The sequence below is a fragment of the Streptomyces sp. NPDC028907 genome, assembly GCF_055564995.1.
On sequence record NZ_JBVHVE010000003.1, the window covers coordinates 81,853 to 100,506 of the forward strand.

Sequence of the window (18,654 nt, forward strand, 5' to 3'; positions counted from 1 at the left end):
GTCCTCACGTGGCGTGAGGTGCAAGCCGGTTTCCCTTCCGGATGTACCGCCCGTTTTGCCCGCTTATCGTGAGCCTGTGGCCCAGGACACCGCGCAGTTACCCGCCCCGGCAACCCCGGCCCGCACCTTGCTGCCGCTGATCCTCCCCGCGCTCGTGGTGGGCGTGGGCGCGAGTCTGCTCCTTCTCGGGGTGGAAGCGGCGGCCGAGGAGCTCCAGGGTGTGCTGTGGCGGAACCTGCCGGACGCGCTGGGGGTGGGCCGGTACTCCGTGCTCTGGATGATCGTCATGCTCACGGCCACCGGCGTGGCCGTGGGGCTGGTGGTGTGGAAGGTGCCGGGGCATGCCGGGCCCGACCCGGCCACGACCGGGCTGGACACTCCCGTGCTGCCGCTCGCCGTGCTGCCGGGGCTGCTGCTGGCGACCGCGCTGATGCTCGCGGGAGGGCCCAGTCTCGGCCCTGAGAACCCGATCATCGCCGTGAACGTGAGTCTCGCCTTCTGGCTGGGCCGGCGACTGCTTCCCCGCGCGCCGGGCGGCGTGTGGGCGGCACTGGCGGAGGCGGCGACGATCGGCGCCCTGTTCGGTACGCCCGTGGCGGCGGCGCTGCTCCTCTCCGAGGCCCTGGCCGGGCGGCAGCTGAAGGGGGCGCTGTGGGACAACGTCTTCGCGCCGCTCGTCGCCGCCGCCGCGGGGTCGTTGACGACGACCCTGCTGGCCCGTCCGACCTTCGACCTGCACCTGCCCTCGTTCGGTCGGCCCGGCTGGGGGGATCTGCTGGCGTCGATGGTGATCGCGTCCGTCGCCGCGCTGCTCGGCATGTGCGCCGTCCGCGCCTTCCCGTACGTCCACGGCGCGTTCAAGCGACTGCGGCACCCGATGGTGGCGCTTCCGGTGGGCGGGCTGGTGCTGGGTCTGCTCGGCGCGCTGGGCGGCCATCTCACCCTCTTCAAGGGGCTGGACGAGGTCGGGGAGATCGCCGCCGACCCCGACGGCTGGTCGGCCGGGGAGTTCGCGACGATGACGGTGGTCAAGCTGGCCGCGCTGCTCGTCGCCGCGTCCTGCGGCTTCCGCGGCGGGCGGATCTTCCCGGCCGTGTTCGTCGGCGCCGCCCTCGGGCTGTGCGCCCACGCGCTCGTGCCCGGCGTCCACCCCGCCGTCGGTGTCGCCGCGGGCGTGCTGGGCGTGCTCCTCGCCATCACCCGGCAGGGCTGGGTGAGCCTGTTCACGGCCGCCGTGCTGGTCGCCTCTCCGGCGATCATCGCCCTGCTGTGCATGGCCTCGCTGCCGGCCTGGCTGCTGGTGACCGGACGCCCCCAGATGCAGCTGCGCGAGGACGGAACCCCGGTCCGCTGACCCCCGCTGACCCCGCTGACCCGTTCAGGAGACTCGGAAGACTCAGGAGAAGAGCCCATGCCGCTGCACAAAGGCCCCGAGGGGCCCGACGAGCGCCCGCTGGCCGTCAACCCCTTCTACGGGGAGGCGAATCCGGTCGGCGGCATGACGGAGGCACCGCCCGAACACCGGCTGCCGGACGCTCCCATGTCGCCCTCGACGGCGTACCAGCTCGTCCACGACGAGCTGATGCTGGACGGCAACTCAAGGCTCAACCTCGCCACGTTCGTCACCACCTGGATGGAGCCGCAGGCCGGGGTTCTGATGAGCGAGTGCCGGGACAAGAACATGATCGACAAGGACGAGTACCCGCGCACCGCCGAGTTGGAGCGCCGCTGCGTGGCGATGCTCGCCGACCTGTGGAACGCCCCCGATCCGTCGACGGCCGTGGGGTGCTCGACGACCGGGTCGAGCGAGGCGTGCATGCTCGCCGGGATGGCGCTCAAGCGGCGCTGGGCGCAGCGCAACGCCGACCGCTATCCCGCGCACGACGTCCGCCCCAATCTGGTCATGGGCGTCAACGTCCAGGTCTGCTGGGACAAGTTCTGCAACTTCTGGGAGGTCGAGGCCCGGCAGGTCCCCATGGAGGGCGACCGCTTCCACCTCGATCCGCAGGCGGCGGCCGCCCTGTGCGACGAGAACACCATCGGCGTCGTCGGTGTCCTCGGCTCCACCTTCGACGGCTCCTACGAACCGATCGCGGAGCTGTGCGCCGCCCTGGACGAACTGCGGGAGCGCACCGGCCTCGACGTCCCGGTGCACGTCGACGGCGCGTCCGGAGCGATGGTCGCGCCCTTCCTGGACGAGGATCTCGTCTGGGACTTCCGGCTGCCCAGGGTGGTCTCCATCAACACCTCCGGGCACAAGTACGGACTCGTCTACCCCGGAGTCGGCTGGGCGCTGTGGCGGGACAGGGCGTCCCTGCCCGAGGAACTCGTCTTCCGCGTCAACTACCTGGGCGGCGACATGCCGACCTTCGCGCTGAACTTCTCCCGGCCGGGCGCCCAGGTGGTCGCGCAGTACTACACCTTCCTGCGGCTCGGCCGCGAGGGTTACCGGGCCGTGCAGCAGACCACCCGGGAGGTCGCGCTGGGCATCGCCGAACGCGTGGCGGACCTCGGCGACTTCCGGCTGCTGACCCGGGGCGACCAGCTCCCGGTGTTCGCCTTCACGACCCGGCCTGAGGTGACGGCCTACGACGTCTTCGACGTCTCGCGGCGACTACGGGAGAACGGCTGGCTGGTCCCGGCCTACACCTTCCCGGCGAACCGGGAGGACCTGTCGGTCCTGCGGGTCGTCTGCCGCAACGGCTTCTCCGCCGATCTCGGCGAGCTGTTCCTGGAGGACCTGGGCCGGGTGCTGCCGGAGCTGCGCCGGCAGCCGCACCCCTTCACCCGGGACAAGGGGGCGGCCACCGGCTTCCACCACTAGGGGGTGGGCGGTGGCTAGCGGCTGAGGCGGGCGAACCGTCGTACCGCCAGCGGGAAGAAGACCGCGAGCAGTACCAGCGGCCAGATGACCGCCGCCCCGACGGTGTCCGCGGCCGTGCCGCCGAACAGGTCCCGTACGGCCGTCGCCGTCTGGGACATCGGGTTCCACTCGACGACCGTGCCCAGCCAGCCGGGCATGGAGCCGGGCAGGGCGAGGGCGTTGGAGAGGAAGCCGACCGGCCAGACCAGGATCTGCACCGCCTGGACCATCTCCGGCTTGCCGGCCACCAGCGCCAGGTGGATGCCGATCCACAGCATGGCGAAGCGGAAGAGCAGGAGCAGGCCCACGGCACCCAGGAAGGCTCCCGGGCCGCCGTCCGCCCGCCAGCCCAGCGCGTGTCCGACGGCCATGAGGACGAACAGGGCGAGCGCCGACTGGAGCATGTCGGCGGCCGAACGGCCCACCAGGACCGCCCCGTTGGCCATGGGCATGGACCGGAAGCGGTCCACGACGCCCTTGTTGAGGTCCTGGGTGACCGCGATCATCGTGCCCTCCAGGCCGAAGGCCATGGTGAGCGCGAGCATGCCGGGCAGCAGATAGTCGACGTAGGAGCCCTGGACGCCCCGGCCGCCGCCGACGAGGTAGCCGAACATCAGCAGCAGCATCACGGGGAAGACCAGGTTGACCACGACCTGCACGGGTTGCCGTGCCCAGTGGGCGAGTTCGCGGCGGGTCATGGTCCAGGAGTCGGTCAGGGCGTGGGCGCTCATGCTCATGCGGGCTCCTTCGCTCGGTGCTCGTCCCCCGTGAGATGCAGGAACACCTCGTCGAGCGTCGGTCGGCGCAGTGCGACGTCCTCCGCCTCGATTCCGGCGGCCTCCAGGGCCCGTACGACGCCGGAGAGCGCCGCCATCCGGTCGGTGACCGGGGCACTGAGCAGGCGCCGGTCGGGGTCGACGGAGACGTCGTCCTTCGGTACGGGCAGCAGGGCGACGGCCGCGCCGAGCTGTCCGGCGTCGCGCAGGACGACGTCGATGCGGGAGCCGCCGGTCAGCGCCTTGAGCTGGTCCGCCGTGCCGTCGGCGATCACACGGCCGGCGTCGACGACCGAGATGCGGTCGGCGAGCTGGTCGGCTTCCTCCAGGTACTGGGTGGTGAGCAGGACCGTGGTGCCGCCGCCGACCAGGGTGCGGACCGCGGACCAGACCTCGGTGCGGCCGCGTGGGTCGAGGCCGGTGGTGGGTTCGTCCAGGAAGAGCACCTCCGGGTCGGTGATGAGTGACGCCGCCAGATCCAGCCGCCGGCGCATGCCGCCGCTGTACTGCCTGACCGGCTTGCGGCCGGTGTCGGCCAGGCCGAAGCGCTCCAGCAGTTCGTCGGCGCGCACGCGCGCGTGGCGGGCGCCGAGGTGGTGGAGGCGGCCGAACATCTCCAGGTTCTGCCGGCCGCCCAATTCCTCGTCCACGGCCGCGTGCTGGCCGAGCAGTCCGATGCGCAGACGCACCTCGTACGCCTGGCGCACCACGTCGTGTCCGGCCACCTCGACCCGGCCGCTGTCCGGCCGCAGCAGGGTGGACAGGACGCGGACCAGGGTCGTCTTGCCCGCGCCGTTCGGGCCGAGCACTCCGTGCACGGTGCCGCGCGCGACCGTGAGGTCGAGTCCGTCCAGTGCGTTCTTTCCGGCTTTGCCGCCGTACTTCTTTCGTGCCTTTTCGACGGTGATCGCCGCGTCGGCCACTGAGACCCCCTCGCTAGTCAAACTTGACTACAAGCTCAAAGTAGACCAGGGCCTGGGATTGGTCAAACTTGATTAGAGGGCATCCCCGGGATGGGATTCCCCCGTCGCGTACGGGTTCTCCGCACCCTCGGCCAGCACGCCGACGAACGGGTCCCCCTCGTCGGCGAAGGTGTAGGCGCCCCCTTCGAGCCGTTCGATCAGCCCGCTGGTCCAGTCCCGCTCGGAGTCCGCCGTGTGGACCCACATGTTCATGATCTCGCCGATGTGACCGAGCTGCCCGGGGCCGTCCTCGGGCACGTAGTGGGCCACGACGGAGGCCCGCCACTCCTCGATCCGCCGGGTCCGCTCCTTCAGCAGCGTCACGGCCTCGGCCCTCGGCAGGTCGACCATGAAGCCGAGGGCCGCCGTCTTCACGTCTCCGCGCTGGTCGTACGTGACCAGCGCGTCGCGCAGCAGCGTGAAGTACTCCTCGGTGCCCGCGTCCGTGAGTTCGTACTCCGTACGCGGGGGGCCGCCGGCCGTGGACGGCGCGATCTCGTGCGCGTGCAGCAGGCCCTGCTTCGCCATCTGCTTGAGCGCGTGGTAGATCGAGCCGGGCTTGGCGTTGGACCACTCGTGCGCACCCCAGTACTCCAGGTCGTTGCGCACCTGGTAGCCGTGGGCGCGGCCGTGCATACGGACCGCGCCGAGCACGAGGAGACGGATCGCTGACATGCGGTCCAGGTTATGACCTGGGTTCGTGGCGGGAGCGGCCAGGAAGCCTCAGAACGGGAACCCGCTCCGGCCGTGCTGCACCGAGATCCACTTGATCGTCGTGAACGAGTCCAGCATCGTCTCGCCGTTCAGGCGGCCGAGGCCGGAGTGCTTCTCCCCGCCGAAGGGGACGATCGGCTCGTCGTGGACCGTCCCGTCGTTCACATGGAACATGCCGGTGTCGATCTGCTTGGCGAAGTTCACGCCGCGCTCGACGTTCCCCGTGTGGACGGCGCCGCTCAGGCCGTACGGGGTGTCGTTCACGAGACGTACGGCCTCCTCCTCGCCGTCGAACGGGATGAGGAAGGCGACCGGGCCGAAGACCTCCTGCTGGAGCAGGGGGGAGCCGGCGGGGACGCCGGTGAGGACCGAGGGCTCGACCAGGTTGTCCGTCGTCGTGCCGCGCACCAGGGCGGTAGCGCCCTCGGCGATGGCCTGCTCCACCGTGGCCGAAAGGGCGTCCGCCTGCGAGGAGTTGATCACCGGGCCGATGACGGTCTCGGGGTCGCGCGGGTCGCCCGCCTTGAGGGTCCGCACCTTGGCGACGAACTTCTCCGTGAACTCGTCCGCCACCGAGCGGTCCACGAGGACCCGGTTCGCGGCCATGCAGACCTGGCCCTGGTGGACGTAGCGGCTGAATACCGCCGCGTCGACCGCGTAGTCGATGTCGGCGTCGTCGAGGACCACGAGCGCGCTGTTGCCGCCGAGTTCGAGGACCGAGCGCTTGAAGAGGGAGGCGCAGACGGTGGCGACATGGCGACCGACCTTGTCGGAGCCGGTGAAGGAGATGACCTTCGGGACCGGGTGCTCGATGAAGGCGTCGCCGATCTCCGCGATGTCCGTGACGACGACGTTCAGCAGGCCGGCCGGGAGGCCCGCGTCCTCGAAGATCTTCGCGACCAGGGTGCCGCCGCAGACCGGGGTGTTCTGGTGCGGCTTGAGGACCACGCCGTTGCCCAGCGCGAGAGCCGGGGCGACCGACTTGATCGAGAGGAGGAAGGGGAAGTTGAAGGGGCTGATGACGCCCACGACGCCGACCGGGACGCGATAGACGCGGTTCTCCTTGCCGTCCGTCGGGGACGGGATGATCTTGCCCTCGGGGCGCAGCGACAGATGGACCGCCTCGCGCAGGAACTCCTTGGCGAGGTGGAGCTCGAAGGCCGCCTTCAGCCTGGTGCCGCCGAGCTCGGCGATGATCGCCTCGGTGATCTCCTGCTCGCGGTCCTCTATCAGGCGCAGCGCCTTCTCGAAGACGGCACGGCGGGCATACGGGTTGGTGGCGCCCCACTGCTTCTGCGCACGGGCGGCCGCCCGGTAGGCGTCGTCGACCTCGTCGACCGTGGCTATGGTGATCGACGCCAGCTTCTCGCCGTCGTACGGGTTGAAGTCGATGATGTCCCAGGAACCTGAGCCCGGGCGCCACTCACCGTCGATGTACTGCTGAGCCAGGTCGGTGAAGTAGGACGACATGTGATCCCTCAATCCCTAGCGGACACCCGCTCGACTGATCACGGACGCCTTGATCGCCTTGGATCGCCTTGATCGGGCGTGATCGGGCTCGCTCGGCCTTGATCGTCTTCACGGTCTGATCACACGTCATCGTACTTGTGATTCAAGAGAGTTGAAGGAGTCCCCTGAGAAGATCCCGGCTCTCGTCCGGTCCCGGGCTGTCCTGCTGGAGCTCCTTCAGCGCCGTCTCGTACTGGGTGACGTCCTCGTGCTTGTCGAGATAGAGCGCGCTGGTGAGCTGCTCCAGGTAGACGACGTCGGAGAGGTCGGACTCGGGGAAGCTGAGGATCGTGAACGCGCCGGACTCGCCGGAGTGGCCGCCGAAGCTGAACGGCATGACCTGGAGCCGCACGTTGGGGCGCTGGGAGATCTCGATCAGGTGGTGGAGCTGGCCGCGCATCACCTCGCGGTCGCCGTACGGGCGGCGCAGGGCGGCCTCGTCCAGGACGATGTGGAACTCGGGGGCGCCGCTCTCGTCGAGCAGGTACTTCTGCCGCTCCAGGCGCAGCGCCACGCGCTTTTCGATGTCGGCCGCGCTCGCGCCCTTCATGCCCCGTTTGACGACGGCGCGGGCGTACGCCTCGGTCTGCAACAGGCCGTGCACGAACTGCACTTCGTAGGCCCTGATGAGGCTGGCGGCGCCCTCCAGGCCGACGTACGTGGGGAACCAGCTCGGCAGGACGTCGGAGTAACTGTGCCACCAGCCCGCCACATTGGCCTCGCGGGCGAGAGAGAGGAGCGAGGCGCGCTCCTGCTCGTCCGTGATGCCGTAGAGCGTCAGCAGGTCCTCGACGTCTCGCGTCTTGAAGCTCACCCGGCCCAGCTCCATCCGGCTGATCTTCGATTCGGAGGCGCGGATGGAGTAACCCGCCGCCTCGCGCGTGATCCCTCGCGCTTCCCGCAGTCGCCTCAGTTGCGAGCCGAGCAGCATGCGCCGCACCACCGATCCGGGCTCTCCCGCGCTCACGTTCGCCAGCCTCCCCAACCGTCTTCAGGGCCCGCAGTCTGCCACTAAATCACTTCGAGCAGTACTCGTCCGATTACAGAGATGGAAAGAAGACAAGGGTTACTGACAGATGGGAGACCAGGAAAGCGGTTGAAGTTGGCGGAAAAAATGGCCAACAAGCGGTACGGGAGCGTCCAATTCGGTCACGTGCACGTGCATCTGCCCTTGCATCTGCCCTGCGCATCGGAAACCATGGTCCCGCGCAACCGCTGCATCGCAACGACCGCGAACTCCCGGGAGTGCCTCGCATGGGGACGAATGGATCGACCATGCTCGAGCCGTTACGGCAGGGCCTTCCGCCGTTGGATCCCGCAGCTGTCTCCAATGCCGCCTCCTGTGCGCTGCCCGCCCGCTATGAAGCGGTGCGTGAGGCGCGGAAGTTCACGCGCCGGACGCTGGAACAGTGGGAACTGGGCGATCGCTTCGACGATGTGTGTCTTGTCGTCTCCGAGTTGGTGACCAACGCGTTGCGGCATGCGTTGCCGGCGGGGGCGCAGTGGGAGTGTGAGCAGGTGGCGCCGCCTGTCCGGCTGCATTTGATGCGATGGACCGAGCGGCTGGTGTGCGCGGTGCGTGATCCCAGTCATGACAGTCCCGTCGCTCGCGATTCCGACGACTTCTCCGCGGAGTCCGGGCGGGGGTTGTTCCTTGTCGACTCCTTCAGCGACAGCTGGGGGTGGCAGCCGCTGGCCGGGGCGCTCAGCGGGAAGGTCGTCTGGGCGTTGTTCCGGCTTCCGGCGCGGGGGGCTGTCGCGGGGGCATCGGGGGAATAGGCGCCGGCGGTCGGCACTCGCCTGCGCCGCGAGTCGTGGGGGCGTTTGTCTACGCGCGTTGCGAGATGAATCGGCGCTGGTGGGGCGAGGGTGGCGGTGGGTGATCAGCCGACGACCAAGTGGTCGAACTCGCCGTCCTTGATACCCAGGAGCATGGCCTCGATCTCGGCTCTGGTGTAGACGAGCGCGGGGCCGTCGGGGAAGCGCGAGTTGCGTACCGCCACATCGCCGCCGGGCAGGCGGGCGAATTCGACGCAGGAGCCCTGCGAGTTGCTGTGCCTGCTCTTCTGCCAGGCCACCCCGTTCAGATCCGTGGCTGCCATGCCGTTGTACACGTCGTGGTCCACAGATCGCTCCCCGGTGGTGCGGCGGTCAACTGCTTCCGGATCATAGCTCTGTTTCACGTGCAGGTGCATGAGCGGATGCACGTGCACGGGGGGTGTTCCTGTGGTTACTCCTGTGACGTATGGGGGCGGGGATGGGTTCCGGGGTGTTTGGGGAATGCCTGCGGCGACGGCCCGCTGGGGTTTGGTGGGCGTTCGCGTAGCGCGGTTCGGTGCGTTGTGGGCCGGGGCCGTGCCGGGGGGTGTGTCCGTCCTCGGGCGGCTCGGTTGCCTGTAGAAGTGCGCTTGCGTTGACGCCCGCCGCTGCGGCCGGACACCCCCCGGCACGTCCCCTTCCCGCCGTACGCGACCGCGGCCCGGCGGGGGGTACGCCGCCGCCCTGGTGGGCTCAGCGGGTGGCGTAAGGGAGGAGGGCCATCTCTCTGGCGTTCTTGATGGCCTTGGCCAGCTGGCGTTGCTGCTGGGACGTTACGCGGGTGACGCGGCGGCTGCGGATTTTGCCTCGGTCGGAGAGGAAGCGTCGCAGGAGGTCGGTGTCCTTGTAGTCGATGTAGGTGATGCCGGCCTGGTCCAGGGGGTTGGGGCGGGGCTTGATGGGCTTGCGGGCGGGGTGGCGGGGCACGGGTCAGACCTCCAGGAGGGTGTCGAAGGCGGGTGGGAGTTGTTTCCAGGCGTCACGGCCGGCGGCGTACTCGGCGTCGGTGAGGAGGCACGATTCGAGGAGTTGCTCCAGGCCGTCGCGGTCCAGGGCGGGGGACGTGAAGACCAGGTGCTGGCAGCAGTCGCCGTGCTCGGGATGCCAGTCCAGCGCGGCGGCGGCGCGGCGGATCGGCGGGACCATGTCCCAGGCCGCGTCGGGGAGGGAGACGAGCCAGGGGCCCGCGCTCTCCACGCACAGGGCGCCGCCCGCGGCGTCCCAGTGGAGGAGGACGTCCGGTTTGTCGGCCAGCCAGAAACGGCCCCGACTGCGGGCCGCCGCACAGGTCAGGTCCTCCAGGGCCGCGTAGAGGCGCTCGGGGTGGAAGGGGCGGCGGCGGTGCCAGACGACGGTGCTGACGCCGTGCGCGTCGGCCTCGGCGGGGAGCAGGGCGCAGGCGGGGTGCTGGGCCGCGTCGGCCGACTCGACGTCGAAGCCGGACAGGGCCGCGCGGGCGAGGGGGGATGGGGGGCGGGTACGCGGTGGCGGCACGGTCAGGTCGTCGTGGGTGATGGGGACCTGGCGGGCCGTCGGATGGAGTTGGGTCAGGAGTTCACGGTCCTCGTCGTCGGCCTCCGGGGAGTCGGTGACGGCGAGGACGGGGGCGTACTCGAGCTGCCGGGCGAAGGTGTCGGCGACCGTGCGCTGGTCGGTCGCCGCGGCCGCGAGGCCCCGTTCGGCGAGGTCGTCGCCGTTGCCCAGGTACGGCAGGACCAGCGCCGGGTCGACCGCGGTGATCACGCCGGTGAGCGTCAGTCCGCCCGCCGTGACCACCTCGGCCATCGCCTTCGGTTCGACCGAGTCCCAGAGTTCGACGACCGCCATGCGTGTGCCGCCGGCCTCCTGGATCCTCAGGAGTTCCGGCACCAGGTCCTCGCGCAGGGCGCAGCAGGCGCAGTCGTTGACGAGGGGGGCCTCGCCGGTGCTGACGAGGCCGGTGGCGTCGCGGATCGTGCGGACGACCGTGCCCGCGGCGGCCGTCGCGAGGTCGTGGTGGAGTACGACGCTGTCGGGGACGTCGGCGAGCAGTTGGGCGACTGTCGCCGTGCGGGCGTCCGCGTGCAGGCCGGCGACGATCACGACGGACAGCATCAGCCCTTCTTTCCGTAGCGGCGTTCGAAGCGCTCCACGCGGCCGGCCGTGTCCAGGACGCGGGCCGTGCCGGTGTAGAAGGGGTGGCTCACGTTCGAGATCTCGACGTCGACGACCGGGTAGGTGTTGCCGTCCTCCCACTCGATCGTCTTGTCGGTGGGCACGGCGGCGAGCGTCGAGCGGGTGAGGAAGGCGTGGCCCGCGGCTCGGTCGCGGAAGACGACCGGGCCGTATGCGGGGTGGATTCCGTCGCGCATGATCAGCGCTCCTCTCGGAAGTCGACGTGGCGGCCGGCGACCGGGTCGTACTTGCGCAGGGTCATGCGGTCCGGGTCGTTGCGGCGGTTCTTTCGGGTCACGTAGGTGTAGCCGGTGCCGGCGGTGGACCGGAGCTTGATGACCGGGCGGAGTTCGTTGCGTGCCATGCTGCTATCTTACTGAAAATGAATTCCATTAACAGAAGCCAGCGAGGAGAGGTTCGTCACCTGTGTCCGCCCACTGCATGCTGACCGGCGCCCAGCCCGGTTTCGGCAACTCCATTTCCCATTCGCATCGGCGGACCTCCCGCCGGTTCGACCCGAACATCCAGACCAAGCGCTACTGGCTGCCCAGCGAGGGCCGGTATGTGCGGCTGCGGCTGAGCGCCAGGGGGATCAAGACCGTCGACGTCATCGGCGTCGAGGCGGCCGTCGCCCGGATCCGCGCTCGGGGGGTGAAGGTCTGATGGCCAAGAAGAGCAAGATCGCGAAGAACGAGCGGCGGCAGGAGATCGTCGCCCGGTACGCCGCCCGGCGGGCCGAGCTGAAGGAGATCATCCGTCGGCCGTCGTCCACCGACGCCGAACGGCTGGCCGCGCGGCGGGAGCTGAGCAGGCAGCCGCGGGACGCGAGCGCCACGCGGGTGCGCAACCGCGACCAGGTGGACGGGCGGCCGCGCGGCTACCTCCGGACCTTCGGGCTGTCCCGGGTGTCGTTGCGGGAGCAGGCGCACGCCGGGTATCTGCCGGGGGTGCGCAAGGCGTCCTGGTAGAGGTGGTGAGGCCGGGGGCGCCGGTGAGTCCTGCCCGTGGAAAGGACTCCCTGGTAACTTGCTGCGGTCGTTTCGGCCGACATGGCCGACTCGGCCGTATGCCGACCGCTACAGCTTGGGAGCTTCCAGTGACCTCGGCGACTTTCTCGCGTACGCGCACGATGTCGGGCCGGCGGATGCGGGTCGTGACGGTGGCCGCGTCCCTGGTCGGCGCGCTCGCCCTGACCGCGTGCAGCGGCGGCGACTCCGATGCCAAGCCCACGGACGGTCCCTCGGCCGGCTCCTCCGCGACCGCCAGTGCCGACACGGGCGGCGGTACGGGCGGGTCGGCCTCGGCCTCCGACGAGTTGGAGGGCAGTTGGCTGGCCACGACCGACGGCAAGGCGGTCGTGCTGGTCGTCACCGGCGCCAAGGCCGCGCTCTTCACGACGGGCGGGACCGTGTGCAGCGGGACCGCCGGTGAGCAGGACGGGATGCGGATGATCCGCCTCAAGTGCCCGGACGCCCGCAAGGACCGGGCCGTCGGGATGGTCGACTCCGTCGGCGAGGAGCAGCTGAAGGTCACCTGGGAGGGCGGCATCGGCGCGGAGACGTACACCAAGGCGGAGGGCGGGAAGCTGCCGACGGGGCTGCCTACGGGCGGTCTGGGTTCGTGATGTTTGATCGGTGACCGTCCGCCCCACCTGTGCGGTGATCGACACCCGGTCGCCGACGTCTCCTCCAGAGGACCCATGCGCGCAACTTCCCTCACTGTCGCCGCCCTCGCCGCGGCCCTCCTCCTGACCGCCTGCGACGACGGGGGTGAGGACGAGGACAGCAAGGCCGGCTCCTCCTGCGCCGAGTTGAGCGTGCGCTTCGGGCCCGGCAACGCCGCGCCCGCCACCGGGGACACCGGGAACGTGCCCGTCACGATCACCAACCGCGGCGACGCCGAGTGCGTCCTGGAGGGGTTGCCCGGCGTCGAGTTGGACTCGGGTGACGCCATGACCGGCGTCGCGGCCGACGAGGCGGCCGAGGCCGCCGGGGTGAGGAAGACGACCCTCACGAAGGAGGCCTCCACCTCCTTCACCCTCACCTATGTCCGGGGCGAGGGCGGTGGCACCAAGAGCCTGGGCGTGCGGCGGGTGAAGATCCAGCTGCCCGGAGTCGACGGGACGCGCGACTTCAAGTGGTCGTACGGCGATGTCGCGCTGAAGAGCGACGGGCAGACGCCGGACGCCTCGGTGAGCGGGTTCCAGCAGTCCGGCGACTGAGGTCTCCCGGGGTCAGCGCAGCGGGCGGCGCGGGGCTACCTGTGCCCTGTCGGCCGCCTGCGAGCCCTCGACCCAGCCCGCCTCGTCGCTGACGCCGCGCAGGCGGGTCGTGGTCGTCTCCGGGAACATACGGTCCAGGCGGTCGGTGACGGCCACCTCTCGGGAGGCCAGGACCGGGAGCAGGTCCTGGGTGACCTGGGTCTGCGCCGCTTCGGCCAGGCGGGCGCCGATGCGGTGGGCGTAGGCCGCGAGGAACGACTGCCGGAAGGTCTTCGTACGCTTGCGGCCGCCCGCACGCTGGGCCGCCTCCGCCCTGGTCATCGCGGTCTGCGCCTGCACGAGCAGCGAGGTGTGCAGGAGCTCGACCACCTCCAGGTCGGCCTCGAAGCCGACGACCGTGGAGAAGGCGAAGGGTTCGTTCCACACGGCGCGGCAGTGGTTGGCGGTCGCCACCGCGTCCAGCAGGACGGCCTTCGCCTGCTCGTACGGCGGTTCGACACCGATCCGGCAGGCGCCGGGGACGTCCTTCGTGGCGTGCGGGGCGTGCGTACGGCTCGCGAGGAGGGCGTCGTCGATGCTGTGCCGGGCCATCAGTTCCTGTGCCTTGGCGCTGAGCGCCTCCGCCTCCTCCGGAAAGCCGGTCGCCTCCGCCTTCGCCAGCAGCGCCCGGATACGGCCGAGCATGCGGGACTCGGGCCGGGGCTGCCCTGCGGCCGACGTGACCGGCTCGTCCAAGGGCTCCAGCGCGGGCAGGCGCAGCAGCAGGCGGTACAGCTCCAGGACGGCGGTCGCGTGCGAGAAGCGGTCCGTGCGGGGCGGCGCCTCGGTGGGCAGGTCGTCGAGCTGCGCGGTCCAGCGGGGGCCGCGGGGTCGGTCGTCCGGCCGCTGTGCCCGGATCAGCGCCGAGAGCAGCCGTACGTGCACGTCGTCCAGCTCGCGCCGCGCCAGCCGTACGACATCGGCGGGCTGCCAGCCCCGCCGCCAGGCCGCCGCCACGAACTCCAGCCCACGCCGATCGAGCTCCGCGTCCGCCTCGGGGGCGGCGGCAAGGAGAGAGGCACCGGTGTCGAGGGCGTCGTCGCTGTCGGCGTAGAGGGCGTGCCGGAAGGCTCGGTCGACGGGGCCGGGAGTGTCGCTCCGACTGTTCGTGCTGCTCACTCGGTGATGGTGCCATGGGGTGGGATCGGGGCGGCTCGGCGCCTGTGGCGTTGGTGGGCGGCGGCGTTGATGGACGGGCTGGATTGATGGACGGGCGGGGTTGATGGACGGGCTGGGCTCGGACGGGTGCGTGCGGCGGCAGCGGGCGCGTGGAGCCAAGGACGGGGTGGCGTAGGCGGGCCGGGAAATCCGGTTGGGCCAGGACGACATGACCCCGTCGCAGATGTCAACTGAAGGTTGACAGTCCAGGAGTGTCAACTTATGGTTGACACATGTCGACGAACCCGAGCATCACGTCATCCGTACGTCTCGACGAGCTCATCGCGGCCATCAAAAAGGTCCACGACGAGCCGCTCGACCAGCTCCAGGACGCGGTGATCGCCGCCGATCACCTCGGTGAAGTGGCCGACCACCTGATCGGTCACTTCGTGGACCAGGCCCGGCGTTCCGGTGCCTCCTGGACCGACATCGGCAAGAGCATGGGCGTCACCCGGCAGGCCGCGCAGAAGCGGTTCGTGCCCAAGGAGTCGGTCGACCTCGACCCGCAGCAGGGCTTCGGCCGCTACACGCCGCGTGCCCGCAACACGGTGATGGCCGCCCACAACGAGGCCGTCGCGGCGCGCAACACCGAGGGCCGCCCCGAGCACCTGGTCCTCGGTCTGCTGGCCGAGCCGGACGGGCTGGCCGCGAAGGCGATCACGGCACAGGGTGTCCTGCTGGACTCGGTGCGCCAGGCCGCCACCGCAGCCCTGCCGCCGGCCGCCGACGACGTCCCCGAGCTCGTCCCCTACGGCTCCGACGCCAAGAAGGTGCTGGAGCTGACGTTCCGCGAGGCCCTGCGCCTCGGCCACAACTACATCGGCACCGAGCACATCCTGCTCGCCCTGCTGGAGTTCGAGAACGGCACCGGCGTGCTGTACGGGCTCGGGCTCACCAAGCAGACGGTGGAGGAGTACCTCGTCGAGATGCTCTCCCAGTTCCTGAACAGCGGTGTGCAGACGGTCAAGGAGGCCGGCGGGGAGAGCGGCGAGGAGGGTGGGGCGCAGAGCTGAGGGCGTTGTCAGACCCGGGTGCCACACTCGCCGCATGACCGATCGGTGGGCGCTCGCTCCGGCCGAGGACGGTGGCGTGGAGTTCGCCCCCCTCGGCCCGGACGGGCTGCCCGCGGGGCCGGTGCGCCGGGAGGCGGACCTGGGTGCGGCCGTGCGGGGGCGGCCGGAGGTCGCGCGGTGGGTGTGGCGGTCCACCGCCGAGGTCTATCCGCGCCTGCTCGCCACGGGAGTGCGAGTGGAGCGGTGCTACGACATCGAGGACGCCGAGACCCTGCTCCTCGGCCACGAGGGGCGGCACGGCGAACCGAGGTCGGCCGCCGCCGCCCTCGCCCGGCTGCGCCGCCTCCCGGTGCCGCCCGACCCGCCCCAGCGGGCCGCCGAACCGGGCGCGCAGTCCCCGCTGTTCGAACCGCAGGCGGTCCATGTGCCGCTGGCCGACCTCGTCGAGGTCTACGCCGCCCAGCAACGCCGGCACGACGCCACCGCCCACCCGGAACGGATGCGGCTGCTCACCGCGGCCGAGTCGGCGGGGATGCTCGTCGCCGCCGAGATGAACCGGGCGGGGCTGCCGTGGAGCGCCGAGGCTCATCGAGGAGTCCTGCACGAACTGCTCGGCGAGCGGTACGCCGGGGGCGGGGAGCCGCGGCGGCTGGCCGAGCTGGCGGACGAGGTGTCGGCCGCGTTCGGGCGCCGGGTGCGGCCCGATCTGCCGGCCGATGTGATCAAGGCCTTCGCACAGGCCGGGATCAAGGTCAGATCGACCCGCCGCTGGGAGATCGAGTCCCTCGACCATCCGGCGGTGAAGCCGCTGATCGAGTACAAGAAGCTGTACCGGATCTGGGTGGCCCACGGCTGGTCCTGGCTCCAGGACTGGGTGCGGGACGGGCGGTTCCGGCCGGAGTTCCTCGCGGGCGGGACGGTCACCGGACGGTGGGTGACCAACGGCGGGGGCGGGCTCCAGATCCCGAAGGTCATCCGGCGTGCCGTGGTCGCCGACCCCGGCTGGCGGCTCGTCGTGGCCGACGCCGACCAGATGGAACCCCGGGTGCTGGCGGCGATCTCCCGTGACCCCGGGCTGATGGAGGTGGCCGGCCGGGAGACCGACCTCTACCAGTCCGTCTCCGACCGCGCCTTCTCCGGCGACCGCGCCCAGGCCAAGCTCGCCGTGCTGGGTGCCGTGTACGGCCAGACGTCCGGGGACGGGCTCAAGAACCTCGCCGCGCTCAGACGCCGGTTCCCCCGGGCGGTGGCCTACGTCGACGATGCGGCGCGGGCCGGTGAGGAGGGGCGGCTCGTGCGAACCTGGCTGGGGCGGACGTGTCCGCCGGCGGCCGGGGCGAGCGACGACGCCGCCGAGGAGGCGGGCATTCCGGTGCCGGACGCCGAGGACGAGCCGGGCGCAGGCTCCGGTCCGCAGGAGTGGGTGCCGGGCTACGCCTCCACCAACGCCCGCGCCCGGGGCCGCTTCGCCCGGAACTTCGTCGTCCAGGGCAGCGCCGCCGACTGGGCTCTGCTGCTGCTCGCCGCGCTGCGGCGCACCTGTGCGGACATGGCGGCCGAGCTGGTCTTCTTCCAGCACGACGAGGTGATCGTGCACTGTCCCGAGGAGGAGGCCGAAGCGGTCGTGGCGGCGATCCGGGAGGCGGCGGAGCTGGCGGGGCGGCTGACGTTCGGGGAGACGCCGGTCCGGTTTCCGTTCACCACGGCGGTGGTGGAGAGCTATGCCGACGCGAAATGATCAGCGCGGCACGGCGTCGGTGCCGGCGCTCAACTCGACGGACCCGTTGGCCAGATGTCAACGATCCGCCGACATGGCTTATTGTGATCATCTCATCGGATCCGGCACGACGGCGCGCGCGTACGACGCGCAACTCGGGGGAGTGTCGCCGCCGCGCCGGATCCTGGGACGCATGTGGGTCCCGGTCGGCGGAGGTGAACGACCGGGACCCGCGTCCCTCCCCCGGCCCCCCACTTCGATGACCGGCCTCTCAGATGACCGGCGGCCGGCCGAGTCGGCACAGCCCCCACACCGTGCGCCAGCGCATGGGACGCCGCTCGCCCGCCGGTTCCCGCAGGCCCTCCAGGAAGCCGCCGAACCAGGCGCGCAGCCCGGCCGGCGAGTTCCGGTTGCGTACGACGGTGAGGAGCATCCACACCCCGAGGTGCACCGGGATCAGCGGGAGCGGCAGTCTGCGGCGGGTCAGCCAGACGCGGTTGCGGGCGTTCACCCGGAAGTAGATGGCGTGCCGGGCGGGCGAGGTCTTCGGATGCCGCAGGAGCAGTTCGGGCGCGTAGAGAATGCGCCAGCCGGCGTCGGCGGCCCGCCAGGCCAGGTCGGTCTCCTCGTGGGCGAAGAAGAACTCGGCGGGCCAGTCCCCGGTCTCCGCCAGCATCGCCATGCGCAGCGCGTGCCCGCCGCCGAGGAAGCCGGTGACGTACCCGCCCCGCATGGGGTCCGACCTGCCGATCCTCGGCACGTGTCGCTGCTGGGTCTCGCCCTGCTCGTCGGCGATGCGGAAGCCGACGATGCCGAGCCGGTCGTCGGCCGCGTACAGATCGCGTACGCGGCGCAGGACGTCGGCGTCGACGAGGAGCCCGTCGTCGTCCAACTCGACCACGACGTCGACGTCGCCGAAGGCGCGCAGCCTCGCGAGGGCCGCGTTCCGTCCACCCGGACAGCCCAGGTTCTCGTCGAGCTCGATCGGCGTGACCGCGCCGGGGAGCCCCAGCCGCGCGGCGAACTCGGGGAGCGGGCAGCCGTTGCCGACGACGACGATCCGGTCGGGGGCGAGATCCTGCTTGGCCACGGACTCGAGCAGCGCGTCGACCTCGGCGGGGCGGTTCCCCATGGTCACCACGGCGACAGCGATCCTCGGTTCCGTCATACCCCGCCCTGCCCTCACCTCGTACCGGCTGCGATTACCGGCGCGATGCTAGTCGTTCACGGTAAGGACGTCTCAAGTTCGCCGGTTCGCGCGGTTCTCCCTACGTCTGACGAACTTCAGGCCCGACCAGTCCGTCCCCAGCGCCGCGACCTTCACGTCGACGACACCGAGCGGGAGGAAGAGGTCCCGCAGTCCGTTCTCGGTGATGTCGCTGACGTGGCCGGCCGCCCGTCTGGGCCAGGCGATCCAGAGCATGGCGTCATCGGCGAGGTCGTCGACCAGGCCGGGGGCCTCGGCGACGAGTTCGACGTAGGACCCGTAGAACGCGACGGCGACGTCGGCGCCCCGCGGGCCTCCCTCGGCCAGGTCGCAGCCCTCCGGCAGCCCGGGGATGGCCCAGCGTGCGGGGGCGTGACAGAGCCGGATGCGGTGGCCCGGCCGTACACCGATCTTCCGGGCGAGCGGCGTACCCGTGGCGCCCGCGCCGGCGGCACCCGTACCGGAGTCGGACACGGTGACCTCCTCTCGTACCTGCACAGGTT

General features: G+C 70.9%; 22 protein-coding genes. 9 read left to right on the forward strand and 13 right to left on the reverse strand.

Features of this window, described 5'->3' with window-relative positions:
- Nucleotides 1-76 precede the first annotated feature (76 nt).
- Nucleotides 77-1,354 carry an ion channel protein gene (locus tag ACZ4UU_RS09360; protein ID WP_468038048.1) on the forward strand — a complete coding sequence of 426 codons (1,278 nt, stop codon included), beginning with the start codon at nt 77-79 and terminating at the stop codon, nt 1,352-1,354.
- A gap of 57 nt (nt 1,355-1,411) precedes the next feature.
- Entirely contained in the window at nt 1,412-2,824 is a 1,413-nt protein-coding gene (locus tag ACZ4UU_RS09365; protein ID WP_468038050.1) for a glutamate decarboxylase, read from the forward strand.
- Between the two features lie 14 nt (nt 2,825-2,838).
- Here the strand turns inward: ACZ4UU_RS09365 and ACZ4UU_RS09370 are convergent, their stop codons facing one another.
- The 5 genes from ACZ4UU_RS09370 to ACZ4UU_RS09390 form a co-directional block, all read right to left on the reverse strand.
- Nucleotides 2,839-3,594: an ABC transporter permease gene (locus ACZ4UU_RS09370; protein ID WP_468039159.1), complete on the reverse strand. Its 756-nt coding sequence runs from the start codon at nt 3,592-3,594 to the stop codon at nt 2,839-2,841.
- 2 nt (nt 3,595-3,596) lie between these two features.
- Nucleotides 3,597-4,562: an ATP-binding cassette domain-containing protein gene (locus ACZ4UU_RS09375; RefSeq protein WP_468038052.1), complete on the reverse strand. Its 966-nt coding sequence runs from the start codon at nt 4,560-4,562 to the stop codon at nt 3,597-3,599.
- A 72-nt stretch (nt 4,563-4,634) separates the two neighbouring features.
- A complete protein-coding gene (locus ACZ4UU_RS09380) occupies nt 4,635-5,276 on the reverse strand; it encodes a PadR family transcriptional regulator (RefSeq protein WP_468038054.1) in 642 nt (213 codons plus the stop codon).
- 48 nt (nt 5,277-5,324) lie between these two features.
- Nucleotides 5,325-6,785: an aldehyde dehydrogenase family protein gene (locus tag ACZ4UU_RS09385; protein WP_468038056.1), complete on the reverse strand. Its 1,461-nt coding sequence runs from the start codon at nt 6,783-6,785 to the stop codon at nt 5,325-5,327.
- A gap of 142 nt (nt 6,786-6,927) precedes the next feature.
- The gene (locus tag ACZ4UU_RS09390; RefSeq protein WP_468039161.1) at nt 6,928-7,755 is read right to left on the reverse strand and encodes a helix-turn-helix domain-containing protein; all 828 of its coding nucleotides are present in this window, start codon (nt 7,753-7,755) and stop codon (nt 6,928-6,930) included.
- A gap of 323 nt (nt 7,756-8,078) precedes the next feature.
- On the opposite strand from ACZ4UU_RS09390, the gene ACZ4UU_RS09395 reads away from it, so the two are divergent.
- Complete coding sequence (locus ACZ4UU_RS09395) at nt 8,079-8,603, forward strand: ATP-binding protein (RefSeq protein WP_468038058.1); 525 nt, start codon at nt 8,079-8,081, stop codon at nt 8,601-8,603.
- 104 nt (nt 8,604-8,707) lie between these two features.
- On the opposite strand, the gene ACZ4UU_RS09400 is transcribed toward ACZ4UU_RS09395, so the two are convergent.
- The 5 genes from ACZ4UU_RS09400 to rpmG all read right to left on the reverse strand — a co-directional run bounded on the left by ACZ4UU_RS09400 (nt 8,708) and on the right by rpmG (nt 11,160).
- Nucleotides 8,708-8,926, reverse strand: a complete 219-nt coding sequence (locus tag ACZ4UU_RS09400; RefSeq protein WP_062723414.1) for a DUF397 domain-containing protein — start codon at nt 8,924-8,926, stop codon at nt 8,708-8,710.
- A 409-nt stretch (nt 8,927-9,335) separates the two neighbouring features.
- The gene (rpsR, locus tag ACZ4UU_RS09405) at nt 9,336-9,569 is read right to left on the reverse strand and encodes a 30S ribosomal protein S18 (RefSeq protein WP_468038060.1); all 234 of its coding nucleotides are present in this window, start codon (nt 9,567-9,569) and stop codon (nt 9,336-9,338) included.
- 3 nt (nt 9,570-9,572) lie between these two features.
- On the reverse strand, nt 9,573-10,736 hold the full coding sequence (locus ACZ4UU_RS09410) for a CobW family GTP-binding protein (RefSeq protein WP_468038062.1): 1,164 nt from the start codon (nt 10,734-10,736) through the stop codon (nt 9,573-9,575).
- Nucleotides 10,736-10,993: a type B 50S ribosomal protein L31 gene (locus tag ACZ4UU_RS09415; protein WP_468038064.1), complete on the reverse strand. Its 258-nt coding sequence runs from the start codon at nt 10,991-10,993 to the stop codon at nt 10,736-10,738. The genes ACZ4UU_RS09410 and ACZ4UU_RS09415 overlap by 1 nt, the downstream gene beginning before the upstream one ends.
- Nucleotides 10,994-10,995: 2 nt before the next feature.
- Nucleotides 10,996-11,160, reverse strand: coding sequence for a 50S ribosomal protein L33 (gene rpmG / locus ACZ4UU_RS09420; RefSeq protein WP_030573688.1), 165 nt, complete (start codon nt 11,158-11,160; stop codon nt 10,996-10,998).
- Between the two features lie 62 nt (nt 11,161-11,222).
- Between rpmG and rpmB the strand changes: the two genes are divergently transcribed.
- The 4 genes from rpmB to ACZ4UU_RS09440 all read left to right on the forward strand — a co-directional run bounded on the left by rpmB (nt 11,223) and on the right by ACZ4UU_RS09440 (nt 13,017).
- The gene (rpmB, locus tag ACZ4UU_RS09425; protein ID WP_062723352.1) at nt 11,223-11,459 is read left to right on the forward strand and encodes a 50S ribosomal protein L28; all 237 of its coding nucleotides are present in this window, start codon (nt 11,223-11,225) and stop codon (nt 11,457-11,459) included.
- Nucleotides 11,459-11,764 carry a 30S ribosomal protein S14 gene (gene rpsN, locus ACZ4UU_RS09430; RefSeq protein ID WP_468038066.1) on the forward strand — a complete coding sequence of 102 codons (306 nt, stop codon included), beginning with the start codon at nt 11,459-11,461 and terminating at the stop codon, nt 11,762-11,764. The genes rpmB and rpsN overlap by 1 nt, the downstream gene beginning before the upstream one ends.
- 176 nt (nt 11,765-11,940) lie before the next feature.
- Nucleotides 11,941-12,420, forward strand: a complete 480-nt coding sequence (locus tag ACZ4UU_RS09435) for a hypothetical protein (RefSeq protein WP_468039163.1) — start codon at nt 11,941-11,943, stop codon at nt 12,418-12,420.
- 75 nt (nt 12,421-12,495) lie between these two features.
- A complete protein-coding gene (locus tag ACZ4UU_RS09440; RefSeq protein WP_468038068.1) occupies nt 12,496-13,017 on the forward strand; it encodes a DUF4232 domain-containing protein in 522 nt (173 codons plus the stop codon).
- Between the two features lie 12 nt (nt 13,018-13,029).
- On the opposite strand, the gene ACZ4UU_RS09445 is transcribed toward ACZ4UU_RS09440, so the two are convergent.
- Nucleotides 13,030-14,175, reverse strand: a complete 1,146-nt coding sequence (locus tag ACZ4UU_RS09445; protein ID WP_468038070.1) for a DUF2786 domain-containing protein — start codon at nt 14,173-14,175, stop codon at nt 13,030-13,032.
- 272 nt (nt 14,176-14,447) lie between these two features.
- Between ACZ4UU_RS09445 and ACZ4UU_RS09450 the strand changes: the two genes are divergently transcribed.
- Both ACZ4UU_RS09450 and ACZ4UU_RS09455 read left to right on the forward strand, forming a co-directional pair.
- Nucleotides 14,448-15,227: a Clp protease N-terminal domain-containing protein gene (locus ACZ4UU_RS09450; protein ID WP_468038072.1), complete on the forward strand. Its 780-nt coding sequence runs from the start codon at nt 14,448-14,450 to the stop codon at nt 15,225-15,227.
- Between the two features lie 34 nt (nt 15,228-15,261).
- Nucleotides 15,262-16,965 carry a bifunctional 3'-5' exonuclease/DNA polymerase gene (locus ACZ4UU_RS09455; RefSeq protein WP_468038074.1) on the forward strand — a complete coding sequence of 568 codons (1,704 nt, stop codon included), beginning with the start codon at nt 15,262-15,264 and terminating at the stop codon, nt 16,963-16,965.
- Between the two features lie 250 nt (nt 16,966-17,215).
- Here the strand turns inward: ACZ4UU_RS09455 and ACZ4UU_RS09460 are convergent, their stop codons facing one another.
- Complete coding sequence (locus tag ACZ4UU_RS09460) at nt 17,216-18,112, reverse strand: glycosyltransferase family 2 protein (RefSeq protein ID WP_468038076.1); 897 nt, start codon at nt 18,110-18,112, stop codon at nt 17,216-17,218.
- Between the two features lie 72 nt (nt 18,113-18,184).
- Nucleotides 18,185-18,625 (reverse strand): DUF3052 domain-containing protein, encoded by a 441-nt coding sequence (locus ACZ4UU_RS09465; RefSeq protein ID WP_468038078.1) that lies wholly within the window; start codon nt 18,623-18,625, stop codon nt 18,185-18,187.
- Between the last annotated feature and the right edge of the window lie 29 nt (nt 18,626-18,654).